Origin of the sequence: Pseudomonas sp. CFBP 8771, from assembly GCF_014841695.1 — a bacterium.
GTDB lineage: Bacteria > Pseudomonadota > Gammaproteobacteria > Pseudomonadales > Pseudomonadaceae > Aquipseudomonas > Aquipseudomonas baltica.
In genome coordinates this window covers 505,211-521,119 of the sequence record NZ_JACYUJ010000003.1, presented here as the reverse complement: position 1 = coordinate 521,119, position 15,909 = coordinate 505,211, and the positions used below count along the sequence as shown (strand labels likewise).

Here is a 15,909-nt window from a genome sequence, read left to right as displayed (position 1 = left end):
CGATGGTAGTGTGGGGTTTCCCCATGTGAGAGTAGGTCATCGTCAAGATTCAATTCCGAAACCCCTATCTGCGCGAGCAGGTAGGGGTTTTGTCTATGCGCTCGAAAGAACTGGCAAGCCAAAAAAAACCACCCGGTCGGGTGGTTTTTTTTATCGTGCATATCAGTCGCCGGTGTACTCGCAGCCACTGGTGCAGGTTTCGTGGATGCGGATCTTGGAAAGCTCGGGTAACAGCGGCTTGAGCTCGTGCCAGATCCATTTCGCCAGGACCTCGCTGGTTGGATTTTCGAGGCCAGGGATGTCGTTGAGATAGTTATGATCAAGGCGCTCGTAAAGCGGCTTGAATATCGACTTGATCTCGGAGAAGTCACGGATCCAGCCGGTATGCGGATCAACGTCGCCTTTCAAATAGACGGCGACCTTGAAGGAATGGCCATGCAAGCGACCGCATTTATGGCCCTCGGGTACATGAGGAAGCCGATGGGCAGACTCGAAAGTGAATTCCTTGAAAATTTCCACGTTTGTTCCAATGTGTTGATGGGGCAGTGCTGCAGTTTATCAGGTGTCCAAGCTGCACGGTAAGTGGGCTTGGGCAGATGGGGCCGGCATCGATCCAGCAAGATTGCGCACGGGCAATACAGCGCTGACATCATCGACAAGCTAGCGTTGTGCCATTAAGTTTGAGTTAAGTCACCTTCGGTATTGTGTCTTTCGTAAACCCCATATACCTCACACATACCGAAGGTGAACCAAATGAAAACTCTGACTGCTCTGCTGCTCGCTTCTTCCCTGAGTTTCGTGGCCATCAGTGCCCAGGCCAAAGATCTCGGACCTGACGAGGCGCTTCGCCTGCGTGATGCTGGTACCATCCAGTCCTTCGAAAAGCTCAATGCCGCAGCATTGGCCAAGCATCCAGGCGGTACCATCCACGAGACCGAGCTGGAAGAGGAATACGGCAAATACATCTATCAAGTCGAGCTGCGCGACAATAAAGGCGTCGAGTGGGATGTGGAACTTGATGCAACCACCGGCCAAGTGCTCAAAGACCATCAGGACACCTAATGAACATATCGCCAGCGGGTCGCGCAATGATGGTCGGGCTGCTGGCGTGCTGCTCATTGGCGGTGGCTCGCGATCTGGACCAGGATGAAGCGCTGCGACTCAGACAGGAAGGTGTAATCCTTCCTCTTGAACAATTGCTCGGTCAGGCCATGGCGCGTTACCCAGGGGCACGTCTGCTGGAAGCCGAGCTTGAAGAGAAGCAACAGAAGCTGGTGTATGAGGTCGAGTTGCTGACCACGGCAGGTGTCGTTCGCGAGATAAAGCTGGATGCGGCCACAGGCGATTTGCTCAAAGACGAGGAAGATGACTGATGCGCTTGCTGTTGGTGGAAGACAACGTCCCCCTGGCCGATGAGCTGAGCGCCAGCCTCAGTCGCCAGGGATACGCTGTGGATTGGCTGGCGGACGGTCGAGATGCGGTGTATCAGGGTCAGACCGAGCCGTATGATCTGATCATCCTCGATCTTGGACTGCCTGGCCTGCCTGGGCTGGAGGTGCTGGCCCAATGGCGAGCGGCAAACCTCTCTACCCCCGTGCTGATTTTGACCGCGAGGGGATCATGGGCGGAGCGGATCGAAGGCTTGAAAGCGGGGGCCGACGATTACCTGACCAAGCCCTTCCACCCTGAGGAGCTGCAGTTGCGTGCCCAGGCACTGGTGCGCCGCGCCCGTGGCTTGTCCAACATGCCGCGCCTGGAAGCGTCCGGTCTGCACCTGGATGAGGGTCGCCAGTGCGTGCAGCAGGCCGGGGTCGATATTCAGCTGACGGCTGCCGAGTTTCGCCTGCTGCGCTACTTCATGCTGCATCCGGAGCAGATTCTTTCCAAAGGCCATCTGGCCGAGCACTTGTATGACGGCGAGACTGAGCGCGATTCCAATGTGCTGGAAGTTCACGTCAACCATCTGCGGCGCAAACTGGGTCGCAGTGTGATCGAAACCCGCCGAGGGCAGGGCTACCGCTTCGCTGGAGTCGTGCAGTGAGATCGATCCAGGCGCGATTGAGCGTCGGGTTGATCAGTGTTCTGGTGATCGTGGGCCTGGTCCTCGCTCAATTGAGCCTGTGGTTGTTCGAGATGGGCCTGCAGCGCTATCTCGAAGCCGGATTACGCAACGAAAGCGAGAACCTTCTGGTAGCGATGCAGCGTGGGCCGCAAGGTCTGCAGTTGGATCAGCACCGTATTTCTCCCGCCTACGAACGGCCGTTCTCGGGGCACTACTTCCGCATAGACTTTCCCGATGGGCATTGGCGCTCGCGTTCGCTATGGGATCTCGAGCTGCCCGTACCGGATCAGTCAGGGCTGTATTCGGGTTTGAAGCTGGGCCCGGAGGGTCAGTTGCTGCTGGTGTTGCGTGCCGATTACCGTCGGCTCGGGCAGCCACTGTCGATCATCGTCGCCCAGGACTACACGCCGGTACGCACCAGTTTTCAGCGGGTACGCCAGATTGGCCTGGGCATGGGCCTCGCTGCGTTGATTGCGGTACTTGTGCTGCAGCGCATCACGGTCACGCGTTCGCTCAAGCCACTGGAGCGCACGCGCGAACAGATCGCGCAATTGCAGCTCGGTCAGCGCTCGCAGCTGGACAGTGCAGTACCGGTGGAACTCGAGCCGCTGGTCGCGCAGATCAACCACCTGTTGTTGCACACCGAGGACAGCCTCAAGCGCTCGCGCAACGCGCTGGGCAATCTGGGGCACGCGCTGAAGACGCCGATGGCCGTGCTGCTGAGCCTGGCCAGCAGTGAACGGCTGCGGGACCAGCCGGAAGTCAGCCGCCTGCTGCGTGAGCAGTTGGAGCACATCCAGCTGCGGCTCAGCCGTGAACTCAACCGCGCGCGTCTGGCCGGCGACGCGCTGCCGGGTGTTCAGTTCGATTGCGCTGGCGAGATTCCAGGTCTTTTTGCCACGCTGGAAATGATCCATGGCGGCCATTTGAGCCTGAGTTACGAGGTGGCTGCGGATGTTCGCTTGCCGTGGGATCGGGAGGACGTGCTGGAACTGCTCGGCAACCTGCTCGACAACGCTTGCAAGTGGGCTGACGCGCAGGTCTGCCTGACGATCGTCGAGCACGAGCATGGGTATAGCGTCTGGGTGGACGATGACGGTCCGGGTATCCCTGAGGATGCGCGCCAGGCGGTGTTGGATCGCGGTTCTCGGCTTGATGAGCAGGTCGACGGTCACGGCCTGGGTCTGGGGATCGTACGAGACATCGTCGAAAGCTGGTCTGCTCGCCTGAGCCTGTCGGAAAGCCCCTTGGGTGGGTTGCGCGTCACTATCGAAATGGATAAACGCGTCTGACGCGGATTTATCTTGGCGATGACTAAACTCGCGCGCAGCTGGGAGGACTAAGTCACAGAGCCGAATGACGGCTCTGTAGCTTATCGACATGGATCGAACATGAACGAAACCAACCTGCAAAACAAAACGCTGTTGTTACTGTTGATCCTGGTCACCATCGCTTTCATCTGGATTCTTCTGCCTTACTACGGCGCGGTCTTCTGGGCAGTGATTCTGGGTATCGTATTTGCACCGTTGCAGCGACTGGTCATGAGGAAGTTGAATCGGCGTCGCAACGTCAGTTCGTTGATAACCCTCACCATCACATTGATCATCGCCATCCTGCCGGTGATCATCATCAGTGCCTTGCTGGTTCAGGAAGGTGCAGTGCTGTACAAGAACATCGAGAACGGCCAGCTCGACGTGGCGGGTTATATCGATCAGTTCAAGCAACTGCTTCCGGCTTCCGGGCAACAGCTGCTTGATCGCATGGGCATGGGCAACCTGGAGGGTCTGCGCGACAAGGTCGCCAAAGGTGCGATGCAGGGCAGCCAGTATTTCGCGACGCAGGCCTTCAGCTTCGGCCAGGGTACGCTGGATTTCGTGATCAGCTTCGGCATCATGTTGTACCTGCTGTTCTTCTTCCTGCGTGATGGCCCGGAACTGTCACGCAAGATCCGCACGGCTATCCCGTTGGCCGAGCAGCAGAAGCGCCGTTTGCAGCTCAAGTTCAACCGTGTGGTTCGCGCCACGGTGAAAGGCAATCTGCTGGTTGCGGTCACCCAGGGTGCCCTCGGCGGGATGATCTTCTGGTTCCTGGACATTCCCAGCGCGTTGCTGTGGGCGGTACTCATGGCGTTCCTGTCGCTGTTGCCTGCCGTCGGGGCCGGTATCGTCTGGGCGCCGGTGGCCGCCTACTTCCTGTTGAGCGGCTACATCTGGCAGGGGGTCACGCTTACGCTGTTCGGCATTCTGGTCATCGGCATGGTCGACAACGTGCTGCGCCCATTGCTGGTGGGCAAGGACACCAAGATGCCGGACTATCTGATCCTGGTCTCGACGCTGGGCGGCCTGGCAGTCTTCGGGCTCAACGGTTTCGTGATCGGTCCGTTGATTGCAGCGCTGTTCATGTCCAGCTGGGGGATCTTCGTCAGTACCAAGCGCCAGGTGCGTCTGCCCCAGGACCGCACCTGACATCTGCACTGTCCGACTCCCTTGGTCAGCCCGAGGGAGTCGGCGCTTGAGAGCAGGGGCCTGCTTGGTTACCATCGGCGCTTTTTCAGAGCGGTCCGCATGCCCCAGCCCATTCCTCTCAAAGATCATGGCAAGGAACAAGGTCTGGTCAACCGTCGGTTGATCGCTTGCGCCTTGCTGGTGCTGGCCTTGAGCATTGCCCTGGTCGGGCGTCTGTACTTCCTGCAGGTCATCGAGTTCACCTACAACTCCACAGTGTCCGAGAACAACCGGGTGCATGTGCTGCCCATCCCGCCCGAACGCGGTGTGATCTACGATCGCAATGGCGTGGTCTTGGCCGACAATCGACCTAGCTTCAACCTGACTCTCACACGCGAGCGCGCGGGCAATACTGCGCAGGTGCTCGATGAAGTGGCCAAGGTGTTGGAACTGGGCGATGAAGCGCGCAAACAGTTCGACAAGGATTTGAAGCGTGTGCGCCATCCGTTCGAACCGGTTACCTTGATGTACGAGTTGAGCGAGAACCAGATTGCGCGGGTTGCGGTGAATCAATTCCTGCTGCCGGGCGTCGATGTGGAACCTCAGTTCGTGCGTGAATACCCGCGCAAGGAGCACTTTGCTCATTCTGTGGGGTACGTGGGGCGGATCAACGAGAAAGAGTCCAAGACGCTGGATCAGACGCAGTACCGCGGCACCCAGTCGGTCGGCAAGACCGGTGTGGAACGCTTCTACGAGACCCAGCTGCATGGCGAGGTGGGTTACGAGGAAGTCGAGACCAATGCCCAGGGGCGCGTCATGCGGGTGCTCAACCACCATGACCCGGTGCCGGGCAAGAACATCGTGCTCAGCCTCGACGTGCATCTGCAGGAAGCCGCCGAGAAGGCGTTGGGCGACCGCCGCGGGGCGGTGGTGTGCATCGACCCGGAAACCGGCGATGTGCTGGCCATGGTCAGCAAGCCTAGCTTCGACCCCAATCTGTTCGTGACCGGTATCAGCTTCAAGGAGTACGCGGCGTTGCGCGATTCCATCGACCGGCCGTTGTTCAATCGAGTGCTCAGGGGTTTGTACGCGCCCGGCTCGACGATCAAGCCGGAAGTTGCCATCGCCGGCCTCGATAGCGGTGCGGTCACGCCGCAGACACGTGTGTTCGATCCTGGCTACTACGAGCTGCCCAACTACGACCACAAGTACCGCAACTGGAACCGCAGTGGTGATGGCTGGGTGGACATGGACGCGGCCATCATGCGCTCCAATGACACCTACTTCTACGATCTGGCACACAAGCTGGGCGTGGACCGCATGCACGATTACATGACCCGCTTCGGCCTGGGCCAGAAGGTCTCGCTGGACATGTTCGAGGAAGCGCCGGGGCTGATGCCGTCCCAGCAATGGAAGCGTGCCACGCGGCGTCAGGCATGGTTCCCCGGCGAGACCTTGATCCTCGGCATTGGCCAGGGCTACATGCAGGTCACTCCGTTGCAGTTGGCCCAGGCCACCACGCTGATCGCCAGCAAGGGCGTGTGGCGTCGACCGCACCTGGCCGAGACGGTGGGCGGCCAGGTACCGGTGGACGACAACCCGATCCCCAATATCGTGCTGCGCGACAACCGCGAGTGGGATCAGGTCAACCACGGCATGCAGCTGGTCATGCACGATCCGCGCGGGATTGCCCGTCAGGCGGCGGCCGGGGCGCAGTATCGCATCGCCGGCAAGTCGGGTACGGCGCAAGTGGTTGCGATCAAGCAGGGCGAACGCTACAACCGGCTGAAAACGCTCGAGCGCAACCGCGACAACGCCTTGTTCGTGGGATTCGCGCCGGCCGACCGGCCAAAGATCGTGGTGGCAGTGATGATCGAGAACGGTGAAGCAGGCGGGCGTGTGGCCGGTCCCGTCGTGCGCGAGATCATGGATGCCTGGCTACTGGACAGCGAAGGTCACCTGAAGCCCAAGTACGCGGCGCCGGCCAAGGCGCCCGCGGACCCCAAGGTCTGACCGTTTCAGCAGAGGAAACCACCGTCCACGTTCAGCGCTGTACCCGTGGTGTAGCTGGCAGCCGAGCTGGCCAGGTACAGCACGGCCCCGGCCATTTCCTCCGGCTGGGCGACACGCTTGAGCGGGATCTGCGCCAGGGCCGTCTTGAGGATGGCCTGGTTCTCGACCAGGGCTGATGCGAAGCGGGTGTCGGTCAGCCCCGGCAGCAGGGCATTGCAGCGGATGTCGAAGCCGGCGCACTCCTTGGCGAAGGCCTTGGTCATGTTGACCACCGCAGCCTTGGTCATGGAGTAGACGCCCTGGAAGATACCGGGCGACACGCCATTGATGGACGCCACGTTGATGATGCTGCCACCGCCGTGTTCGCGCATCAATTTGCCGGCCTCCACCGACATGAAGAAATAGCCGCGGATATTGACGTCCACGGTTTTCTGGAAGGCGCCCAGATCGACGTCCAGCACACTGCCGAACTGAGGGTTGGTGGCGGCGTTGTTGACCAGAATGTCCAGGCGTCCGAACGTTGCCCGGACAGCGGCGAACAGCGTCAGAATCTGCTCCGGTTCGCCGATGTGACAGGCCATCGCAGTGGCTCGGTCGCCACCGGCGTTGATGCTGTCGGCGACGCGCTGACAGCCTTCCAGTTTGCGACTGACGACGATGACATGGGCGCCCTGCTGTGCAAGCAAGCGGGCAATGGCTTCGCCTATCCCGCGGCTGGCGCCGGAGACCAGCGCTATCTTGCCGTCGAGGTCGAACATCGTGGTCTTGGGCATATCCGCTCCTGCCGTGGCTTAAGGATCACATGTTCGGGTAGGTAGGCCCGCCCGCGCCCTCGGGTGCCACCCAGACGATGTTCTGGGATGGATCCTTGATGTCGCACGTCTTGCAGTGCACGCAGTTCTGCGCGTTGATCTGGAAGCGCTTGGCGCCGTCCTCCTGGGTGATCACCTCATACACGCCGGCCGGGCAATAGCGTTGCGCGGGCTCATCGTACAGCGGCAGGTTCTTGCCGATGGGAATGCTCGGGTCCTTGAGCTTGAGATGGCACGGCTGTTCTTCTTCGTGGTTGGTGCCGGAGATGAACACTGAACTGAGCTTGTCGAAGCTCAGTTTGCCATCAGGCCGGGGGTATTCGATGCGCTTGCTGTCCGCTGCCAGCTTCATGCAGGCGTAGTCAGGCTTGTCGTCGTGCAGGGTGAACGGGATCTTGCCCTTGAACAGGTTCTGATCGACGAAGTTGAAGGCACCACCGACGATGGCTCCCCACTTGTGGATGGCGGCACCGAAGTTGCGGCTGGCGAACAGCTCCTCGTACAGCCAGCTGGCCTTGAAACCGGACACGTAGCCGTCGAGTACGTCACCGCCTTCCGAGCCCTTGAACAGCGCATCGGCCACCGCTTCGGCGGCGAGCATGCCGGACTTCATGGCAGTGTGGCTGCCCTTGATCTTGGAGAAGTTCATGGTGCCCAGGTCGCAGCCGATCAGGGCGCCGCCGGCGAAGACCATCTTGGGCAGCGAGTTGAAGCCGCCCTTGCAGATGGCGCGGGCGCCGTAGCTGACGCGTTTGCCGCCTTCCAGGTACTGCTTGAGAACCGGATGGTGCTTGAGGCGCTGGAACTCGTCGAAAGGCGAGAGGAACGGGTTGGCGTAGGACAGGTCGACGATGAGGCCCACCACCACCTGGTTGTTTTCCAGGTGATAGAGGAACGAGCCGCCGGTGTTCTCGGTGCCCATGATGTCCAGCGGCCAACCGGCGGTGTGGACGACCAGGCCAGGCTGATGCTTGGCGGGGTCGATGTCCCAGATTTCCTTCAGGCCAATCCCGTAATGCTGCGCGTCGGCATCGCTGTCGAGTTTGAACCGCTCGATCAGTTGCTTGCCGATGTGGCCGCGGCAGCCTTCGGCGAACAGGGTGTATTTGCCACGCAATTCCATGCCGGGGGTGTACAGGCCGTCCTTGGGCTTGCCTTCGCGATCGACGCCCAGGTCACCGGTAATGATGCCGCGGACCACGCCGCTCTCGTCGATCAATGCTTCCTGGGCAGCGAACCCCGGATAGATCTCGACGCCCAGGTTTTCCGCCTGCTGAGCCAGCCAGCGGCACAGATTGCCCAGGGAGATAATGTAATTGCCTTCGTTGTGCATGGTTTGGGGCACGAAGGCATTGGGGATCTTGGAACCGCTCTCGGCGTTCTTCAGGATGAAGATATCGTCGCGCGTCACCGGCGTGTTCAGCGGGGCACCCAGGGCTTTCCAGTCCGGGAACAATTCGCTGAGAGCCCGTGGTTCGAAGACTGCACCGGAGAGGATGTGAGCACCGACCTCGGAGCCTTTCTCAACCACGCAGACGCTGATTTCCTGCCCGGCGTCGGCGGCTTTCTGCTTCAGTCGGCACGCAGCGGACAGGCCGGCAGGGCCTGCGCCGACGACGACGACGTCGAATTCCATGTATTCGCGTTCCACGGGGTCTCTCCTACTGAGGGCTCATCAGGCCTTTCTAATGGGTGAAGCTGCCGGAACGGTCATCCGGCGTGTAGCGGTAGTGCGCAACGTTGCGGGGTGTAACTCCGGCGGGCGGTACCGCTTCTGGAAGGCCGCAGGCAAGGATGTGCGTGTGGGCAGTATATCTACACCACTCGGCAGGTCCAATACAAACGTTTGTTTGAATCCGCTGCAGCCCAGTAAAATCAAGGTGGCCAGGGGGCGTGACCGGTGAGTTCCGCGTATTGACCGGTCAGGGCACAGCGGTCAAGATACGGCCAGCTTCATGTTCGGTGCCGGTCCGGCGCGCAGTACCGGTTGCATCGAATCTCGACTCCGATCCAGGTCGCTCGCATGCGCCGGACGCACACACGGTCGAGTTTACACGTCATACTTGTTGAAGGCTGCCCCGTTTTGCTGGTCAAGGTCTTGAAAAATCAGGTTTTTGCCAGCACTACGCAATGCTGCAAACGTTTCAATGGTGCCCTTGCGCCCACGTCATCGTCCGGTCTGCCTGGGCGACATTCTTTTCACCGGAGAGTAACGAGGAATCCATGAAGGTTCTTGTAGCTGTCAAACGAGTGGTCGACTATAACGTCAAGGTTCGCGTCAAGGCGGACAACTCTGGCGTCGACCTTGCCAACGTCAAGATGTCGATGAACCCTTTCTGCGAAATCGCTGTTGAAGAAGCCGTGCGCCTGAAAGAGAAGGGCATCGCCAGCGAGATCGTCGTGGTCACCGTTGGTCCGGCCACCGCGCAGGAGCAATTGCGCACCGCGCTGGCCCTGGGCGCCGACCGGGCAATACTGATCGAGCATGCCGAGGAACTGAACGCACTGGCAGTAGCCAAGCTGCTCAAGGCCGTTGTCGACAAGGAACAGCCACAGTTGGTTATCCTGGGCAAACAGGCGATCGACAGCGACAACAACCAGACTGGCCAGATGCTGGCAGCGCTGAGCGGCTACGCGCAGGGCACCTTCGCCTCCAAGGTCGAAGTGGTTGGCGACAAGCTCAATGTCACGCGTGAAGTCGATGACGGGCTGCAGACCGTTGGCCTGACCCTGCCGGCTATCGTCACCACCGACCTGCGTCTGAACGAGCCGCGCTACGCCTCCCTGCCCAACATCATGAAGGCGAAGAAGAAGCCCCTCGAGTCTTTCACGCCCGAGGCACTCGGCGTATCCGTGACCTCCACCAACAAGACGCTCAAGGTCGAGGCTCCGGCGACTCGCAGTGCCGGGATCAAGGTCAAGTCGGTTGCCGAACTGGTCGAAAAACTGAAAAACGAAGCGAAGGTAATCTAATGACTATCCTGGTTATCGCCGATTATGTAACCGAAGGTCAGGTGAACACGGGTGTGGCACCTTCGACCCTGAACACCGTGGCCGCTGCGCAGAAGATCGGCGGCGAGATTCACGTACTGGTCGCCGGCGTGCAGGTCGCCAGTGTTGCCGAAGCCGCCGCCAAGATCGCCGGCGTGAGCAAGGTGCTGGTGGCTGACAACGCCGCTTATGCTCATCAGTTGCCTGAAAACGTCGCGCCGCTGATCGTCGAGCTGGCCTCCGGTTACAGCCATGTGCTGTCTGCCGCAACCGCCAACGGCAAGAACATTCTTCCACGTGTGGCCGCCCAGCTGGACGTCGACCAGATTTCCGAGATCATTTCGGTCGAGTCGCCGGACACCTTCAAGCGTCCGATCTACGCGGGCAACGCCATTGCCACCGTGCAATCGAGTGCGGCGATCAAGGTCATCACCGTGCGTGCCACCGGTTTTGACGCCGTGGCCGCCGAAGGTGGTTCGGCTGGCGTGGAAGCGGTAGGCGCGGCCCACGATACTGGCAAGTCGAGCTTCGTTGGTGAAGAGCTGGCCAAGTCCGATCGCCCCGAGCTCACCGCTGCCAAGATCGTCGTATCCGGCGGTCGTGGCATGCAGAACGGTGACAACTTCAAACACCTGTACACCCTGGCCGACAAGCTGGGGGCTGCGGTAGGTGCGTCGCGTGCAGCCGTCGACGCCGGTTTCGTGCCCAACGACATGCAGGTCGGGCAGACCGGCAAGATCGTCGCGCCGCAGCTGTACATCGCCGTGGGCATTTCCGGAGCCATCCAGCATCTGGCGGGCATGAAGGATTCCAAGGTGATCGTGGCAATCAACAAGGACGAGGAAGCACCGATCTTCCAGGTCGCTGATTACGGCCTGGTCGCGGACTTGTTCGAAGCGGTCCCCGAGCTCGAGAAGCTGGTCTGACTTAGCGGTTTCGACCGCGGTTGATTCAAGCCTGGTCGCGGTCTGCTGCCCATGGGCAGCAGACCGCGACCAGGCTTTTTTGCATGTGACAAGGTCGCACGAGGTTGAGCATGACTGGAAAAGGCGGTCTACGCCGTTTGGCGCTGTGCGTGGCTGCCGCGCTGCTGCCACTGGCGGCGCAGGGTGCAGGCAAATGTGAGCGGCTGATAGCCAGCGGCAGTCCCGACGCGCCGCCGTATCTGTGGCGGGACCCACAGGATCCCGAGCGTCTGATCGGGGTCAACGCCGAGCTGCTGCAGCAGGTGGCGGCGCAGATCGGCGTCAAGCTCGACATCCTCTACGCAGGCAAGCGTTCGCAGGCGCTGGAAGAAGTGCGCACTGGGCGAATGGACCTGCTGGTGGATGCGCCATTGACCGTGACCGAGCTTGAGTCCCTGGATTACGTGCACCCTGCACTGGTTCCGAACGATTACCTGGTGTGGACACTGCGTTCGGCGCCGCTGCAGTATCGCAGCCTCGCCGACCTGCATGGTCACGCCGGGGCGATATCGGCCAAGGCGCGACCCACGCAGGCATTCGTGACCCTGGCCGCCGAGCACCTGAAACTCGCCACCACCGAGAATCTGCAGCAGGCTTTCGACCGGCTGGTGCATGGCCAGGTTGAGTATGTGATCGCCGGACGCTATTCCGGGGCAGCAATGGCTCAGGCACAGGGTGTGGGCGACAAGTTGCAGAGCAGCGAGCTGCCGGTCGACCGACCAGGGTTGTACGTGGCGCTGTCTCACGACTCCGCCTGCAACGATCCCTGGCTGCGCGGACAGCTGGCGAAAAAAATGACAGAATTGACCGCTTCAGGTATCCCGGCCGAGGTGTTCTCGCGCAATGTCGAGCGCTGGAGAGCCCAGCAATCGCCCCCGCCTGCAGCCCTTCAACAGTAGGAATTTTTCGTGAACGTTCAAGCTATGACCGCAGGCTCGCTGCTCTTGCTGCTCGCTGGCTGTGCCAGTGATCCGGCGCCCACGCAGCAATTGCGTCTGGCCGACCAAACCGTCGAACAGGCGCGCGCAGTCGGTGCGACAGAAGAAAACCCGGCCATGCAGCTGGCGGTTGGCAAGCTCGCCCAGGCGCGTGCGCAAATGGCCGATGGCAACTACAAGGGCGCCCGGCTCAACGCCGAACAGGCCGAATTGGATGCGCGCCTGGCCGAGGATCAGTTGTTGACCGCCAAGGGGCAGGATCAGCTCAAGGCCCTGGACGCCCGTATTCAACGCCTGCGTAAACAATTGAGGGACATGCAGTGAAACAGTTGACGGCAATGCGCACGGGGCTGCTGCTGGCCGCCGGCTTGATGACAGTGGGTTGCTCCGGCCCGCGCGCCAACAGCGAGGCGGTGCAGCGTGCCGAGACTGCTTTCCAGGCCGTGCGCGATGATTCCAGCGTGCTGCGCAGCGCGCCCAAGGATGTCATCCGTGCAGGCGAGTCGCTGGCCCGCGCCGAGCGGCTTGCCAGCTACTGGGGCACCGGCAGCGACGCCCAGCATTATGCCTATCTGAGCCTGCGCTACAGCGAGATCGCTCGGGAGCGAAGCGAGCAGTTGCTTAACCAGCAGCGTCTGACCAAGGCGCAGATGGACTTGCAGCGCCTGCAATTGGCCTTGCGCGACTCCAAGCTGGAAAGCGTGCAGCAGCAGGGTAAATGGCTCGAAGAGCAGATTCTGGCGCTGGCCAACGTCGAGGCCGACCGCGGCCTGGTCATGACCTTGGGCGATGTATTGTTCGATACCGGTGAGGCTCAGCTCAAGCCCCAGGCCAATCGCACGATCCTCAAGCTCGTGCAGTTCCTGCAGCTCAACCCCAAGCGCGTGGTGCGTATCGAAGGCTATACCGATAACACCGGAGAGAAAGCATTCAACCTGCAGCTCTCTGCCGACCGTGCGCAGTCGGTGGCCGACACCCTGGTCGACCTGGGTATCGACGAGTCGCGCATTCAAGTGCAGGGCTATGGCGATGCCTACCCGGTGGACGCGAATGCCTCGGAGCGGGGCAGGGCGCAGAATCGGCGGGTCGAGATCGTCTTTTCCAATTCCAAGGGTGAGTTGGCGCTGCCCCGCGGTTGAACGCAAGGTTGCAAGTGGCCCGTGCAGTTGCAGGATCAGCTCTGCTATCCTGCCAGCTGTCCCCGTACAGTTCGTATCTGTAGGGGTCTTCTGGCACATCGAAGGTCCGGCCATGACCAACCTCTTGCTCTACCAGCGTATCGCCCAGCAGTTGGCTGATGACATCCGTCGCGGCGTGTACCAGCCAGGCGAACGCGTGCCTTCGGTGCGCAAGATGAGCGCCCAGCTCAATGTCAGCCATGCCACGGTATTGCAAGCCTATGCCAACCTCGAGGACCAGGGGTTGATCCGCGCGCGGCCCCAGTCCGGCTATTACGTGCACCAGACCCCGGCACTGACCGCGCCTACGCCTGACATTGCCCGGGTAGAGCGTCCGGGGTTGGTTACCCGCAGCAGTATCATCCAGCAGGTGCTCGACGAATCCCGTCGAGAGGGCGTATTTCCATTGGGGGCCGCAGTGCCCCATGTCGAATTTCTACCGGTACGCGCGCTGCACCAGCAGCTGGCCAAAGTCACCCGCTTCCAGAGCCCTCGTGCCTTCAGCTACATGTTCAGCCCAGGCTTCGAGCCTTTGCGCCGGCAGGTGGCGATCCGCATGCGTGATGCCGGTGTGGTGGTCGATCCCTCGGAGATCGTGATCACTCATGGCTGCGTCGATGCATTGCAGATGAGCCTGCGCGTGCTCACCCGGCCCGGCGACCTGATCGCGGCCGAGTCACCTACCTATTATGGCCTGTTGCAGTTGGCGGACCTGCTCGGCCTGAAGGTCATCGAGATCCCCAGTGATCCGTCCACCGGTATCAGCCTGGAAGCGTTGCAGCTGGCTGCCAACCAGTGGTCGATCAAGGCGCTGGTCCTGACGCCGCGCTTGAGCAATCCGCTGGGCGGAACCATGCCCGAAGAACGCATGAAGCAGCTGCTGCGGCTGTCTTCGGATTTCGATATCCAGATCATCGAAGACGATATCTACGGCGAGTTGATGTTCGAGCAGGGCAAGAGCAAGGCGCTCAAGGCATTCGACCGGCTGGGCCATGTCATCTACTGCTCCAGCTTCTCCAAGACGTTGTCGCCCGGCGTGCGCATCGGCTGGATGATTGCCGGCAAATACCAGGCCGAGGTCCAGCGGCTGCAGACGTTCAGTACCCATTCGGCGTGCAGCGTCACGCAGATGGGTGTTGCCAGTTATCTGGAAAACGGCGGCTACGACCGGCACCTGCGTTTCATTCGCCAGGAATACCGCAAGAACCTGAGTGCTTTCCAGCTGGCGGTACAGCAGCATTTTCCGGAAGGTACGCAGATCACGCGGCCTACCGGAGGGTTCATCCTCTGGGTGAGCCTGCCCGGGCGGGTCAACACCCAGGAGCTGCATGTGCGGGCACTGGAGCAGGGAATCAGCATCGCGCCTGGCCTGATCTTCAGCAACACAGAGCAGTTCAACCACTGTATTCGGCTCAACTGTGGCGTGCCGTGGAACCGCGAGGCCGAGCGCGCACTGGCAACGCTCGGCGTACTGGCGCGGCAACTGTGCCAGGAGTCTGGAGTTTCCTATTGAAACCGTACGAGGGGCTTGTCAGCGCAACGCTTAACAGGGAGCATAGAGGCTTCGTCGTAGTTGTCGTGCCCCTATGAACACCAAGCGCCGTCTCGCATTGCTGGTTTTCTGCTTGAATCTGGGCTTCATTGCCGTGCCCGCTGTTCACGCGCAAACGCCGGACAGCCCGTCGGCTGCGACACGTTCGGCAGATGCCGCAAAGTCGACCGCCAAGGCTGATTCCGCGGCGAAGAAGCCTGCCGCGAAAAAGCCTGTGGTTCGCAAGAAGGCTGCCAAAAGCCGGTCGCGCAAGGAAGCGGACGTCATTGCCACGCCGGTGCCCAAGCCCAACCTGGACCTGAGCCTGCCCAAGGACATCGTCAAGGACCTCAAGCCGCCGACCCAGCCAGTCAACGCTGCGGTACACCCTGCACCGCTGGCCGAGCCTGCGCCCAAGCCGATTCTCCCTGCCTTCTTCAGTGACAAGGGCAGCGAGGACTTCCAGCTCAATGGTCGCCTGCTGAACAACGAGATGCAGCTGCAGCGGCGCAGCGACGGTCGTGAAGTCGAGGGCGCCGCGCTGGACTTCAATTTCAAGCAATGAGCCATGTTGGCCAGTTCAGTCGGCCGTTACAGATGGCTCGACCGAATTATCGACGCAGGCATTTTCAAACGCTCGTTGGGTCACTACCATGGGTGCTCTACAACACTCTGTGCCTGTGAGGTCATGACGTCATGAAATGCCGCGAAGGCTGTGGCGCCTGCTGCATCGCTCCCTCCATCAGTTCGCCTATCCCCGGCATGCCTTTGGGCAAGTCAGCCGGGCAGCGCTGCGTGCAGCTGTCTCTGGACAACCTGTGTGCCCTGTTTGGCCTGCCCGAGCGGCCAGCAGTGTGCTCCGCGTTTCATGCCGATCCCGAAGTGTGTGGCGACAGCGACCAGGACGCCGTGCGCATTCTGGGCTGGTGGGAGCAGATGACCGCGTAGACACAGTCTCGATCCTCGACAACAAGG

Annotated in this window: 17 protein-coding genes; 14 read left to right on the top strand and 3 right to left on the bottom strand. The window is 61.0% G+C overall.

What is annotated here, in order from left to right; genetic code table 11:
* Positions 1–162: 162 nt before the first annotated feature.
* A complete protein-coding gene (queD, locus tag IFT80_RS09920; RefSeq protein WP_122477268.1) occupies positions 163–519 on the bottom strand; it encodes a 6-carboxytetrahydropterin synthase QueD in 357 nt (118 codons plus the stop codon).
* Between the two features lie 234 nt (positions 520–753).
* Between queD and IFT80_RS09915 the strand changes: the two genes are divergently transcribed.
* The 6 genes from IFT80_RS09915 to mrdA all read left to right on the top strand — a co-directional run bounded on the left by IFT80_RS09915 (position 754) and on the right by mrdA (position 6,519).
* On the top strand, positions 754–1,062 hold the full coding sequence (locus tag IFT80_RS09915; RefSeq protein ID WP_122477270.1) for a PepSY domain-containing protein: 309 nt from the start codon (positions 754–756) through the stop codon (positions 1,060–1,062).
* On the top strand, positions 1,062–1,373 hold the full coding sequence (locus IFT80_RS09910; protein ID WP_192055623.1) for a PepSY domain-containing protein: 312 nt from the start codon (positions 1,062–1,064) through the stop codon (positions 1,371–1,373). Before IFT80_RS09915 ends, IFT80_RS09910 begins: the two co-directional genes overlap by 1 nt.
* The gene (locus tag IFT80_RS09905; protein ID WP_122477273.1) at positions 1,373–2,041 is read left to right on the top strand and encodes a response regulator transcription factor; all 669 of its coding nucleotides are present in this window, start codon (positions 1,373–1,375) and stop codon (positions 2,039–2,041) included. Before IFT80_RS09910 ends, IFT80_RS09905 begins: the two co-directional genes overlap by 1 nt.
* A complete protein-coding gene (locus IFT80_RS09900) occupies positions 2,038–3,354 on the top strand; it encodes an ATP-binding protein (protein ID WP_122477274.1) in 1,317 nt (438 codons plus the stop codon). The genes IFT80_RS09905 and IFT80_RS09900 overlap by 4 nt, the downstream gene beginning before the upstream one ends.
* Positions 3,355–3,453: 99 nt before the next feature.
* Positions 3,454–4,527 carry an AI-2E family transporter gene (locus IFT80_RS09895; RefSeq protein ID WP_122477276.1) on the top strand — a complete coding sequence of 358 codons (1,074 nt, stop codon included), beginning with the start codon at positions 3,454–3,456 and terminating at the stop codon, positions 4,525–4,527.
* A gap of 99 nt (positions 4,528–4,626) precedes the next feature.
* The gene (gene mrdA, locus IFT80_RS09890) at positions 4,627–6,519 is read left to right on the top strand and encodes a penicillin-binding protein 2 (protein WP_192137460.1); all 1,893 of its coding nucleotides are present in this window, start codon (positions 4,627–4,629) and stop codon (positions 6,517–6,519) included.
* Positions 6,520–6,524: 5 nt separating this feature from the next.
* On the opposite strand, the gene IFT80_RS09885 is transcribed toward mrdA, so the two are convergent.
* Entirely contained in the window at positions 6,525–7,292 is a 768-nt protein-coding gene (locus IFT80_RS09885) for an SDR family oxidoreductase (protein ID WP_192055619.1), read from the bottom strand.
* 25 nt (positions 7,293–7,317) lie between these two features.
* On the bottom strand, positions 7,318–8,982 hold the full coding sequence (locus tag IFT80_RS09880; RefSeq protein ID WP_192055617.1) for a 4Fe-4S dicluster domain-containing protein: 1,665 nt from the start codon (positions 8,980–8,982) through the stop codon (positions 7,318–7,320).
* Between the two features lie 572 nt (positions 8,983–9,554).
* Between IFT80_RS09880 and IFT80_RS09875 the strand changes: the two genes are divergently transcribed.
* The 8 genes from IFT80_RS09875 (at position 9,555) to IFT80_RS09840 (ending at position 15,882) form a co-directional block, all read left to right on the top strand.
* Positions 9,555–10,304: an electron transfer flavoprotein subunit beta/FixA family protein gene (locus tag IFT80_RS09875; RefSeq protein WP_122477283.1), complete on the top strand. Its 750-nt coding sequence runs from the start codon at positions 9,555–9,557 to the stop codon at positions 10,302–10,304.
* Entirely contained in the window at positions 10,304–11,248 is a 945-nt protein-coding gene (locus tag IFT80_RS09870; protein ID WP_122477284.1) for an electron transfer flavoprotein subunit alpha/FixB family protein, read from the top strand. The genes IFT80_RS09875 and IFT80_RS09870 overlap by 1 nt, the downstream gene beginning before the upstream one ends.
* A gap of 110 nt (positions 11,249–11,358) precedes the next feature.
* Positions 11,359–12,186, top strand: coding sequence for a substrate-binding periplasmic protein (locus IFT80_RS09865; protein WP_192137458.1), 828 nt, complete (start codon positions 11,359–11,361; stop codon positions 12,184–12,186).
* Positions 12,187–12,195: 9 nt separating this feature from the next.
* Positions 12,196–12,549 carry a DUF4398 domain-containing protein gene (locus IFT80_RS09860; protein WP_446730984.1) on the top strand — a complete coding sequence of 118 codons (354 nt, stop codon included), beginning with the start codon at positions 12,196–12,198 and terminating at the stop codon, positions 12,547–12,549.
* A 14-nt stretch (positions 12,550–12,563) separates the two neighbouring features.
* Positions 12,564–13,364, top strand: a complete 801-nt coding sequence (locus IFT80_RS09855; RefSeq protein WP_192137475.1) for an OmpA family protein — start codon at positions 12,564–12,566, stop codon at positions 13,362–13,364.
* A 112-nt stretch (positions 13,365–13,476) separates the two neighbouring features.
* On the top strand, positions 13,477–14,916 hold the full coding sequence (locus IFT80_RS09850) for an aminotransferase-like domain-containing protein (RefSeq protein ID WP_122477290.1): 1,440 nt from the start codon (positions 13,477–13,479) through the stop codon (positions 14,914–14,916).
* A 73-nt stretch (positions 14,917–14,989) separates the two neighbouring features.
* On the top strand, positions 14,990–15,499 hold the full coding sequence (locus IFT80_RS09845; RefSeq protein ID WP_185793013.1) for a translation initiation factor 2: 510 nt from the start codon (positions 14,990–14,992) through the stop codon (positions 15,497–15,499).
* A gap of 131 nt (positions 15,500–15,630) precedes the next feature.
* Entirely contained in the window at positions 15,631–15,882 is a 252-nt protein-coding gene (locus IFT80_RS09840; protein ID WP_192137456.1) for a YkgJ family cysteine cluster protein, read from the top strand.
* The last annotated feature ends 27 nt before the right edge of the window (positions 15,883–15,909 follow it).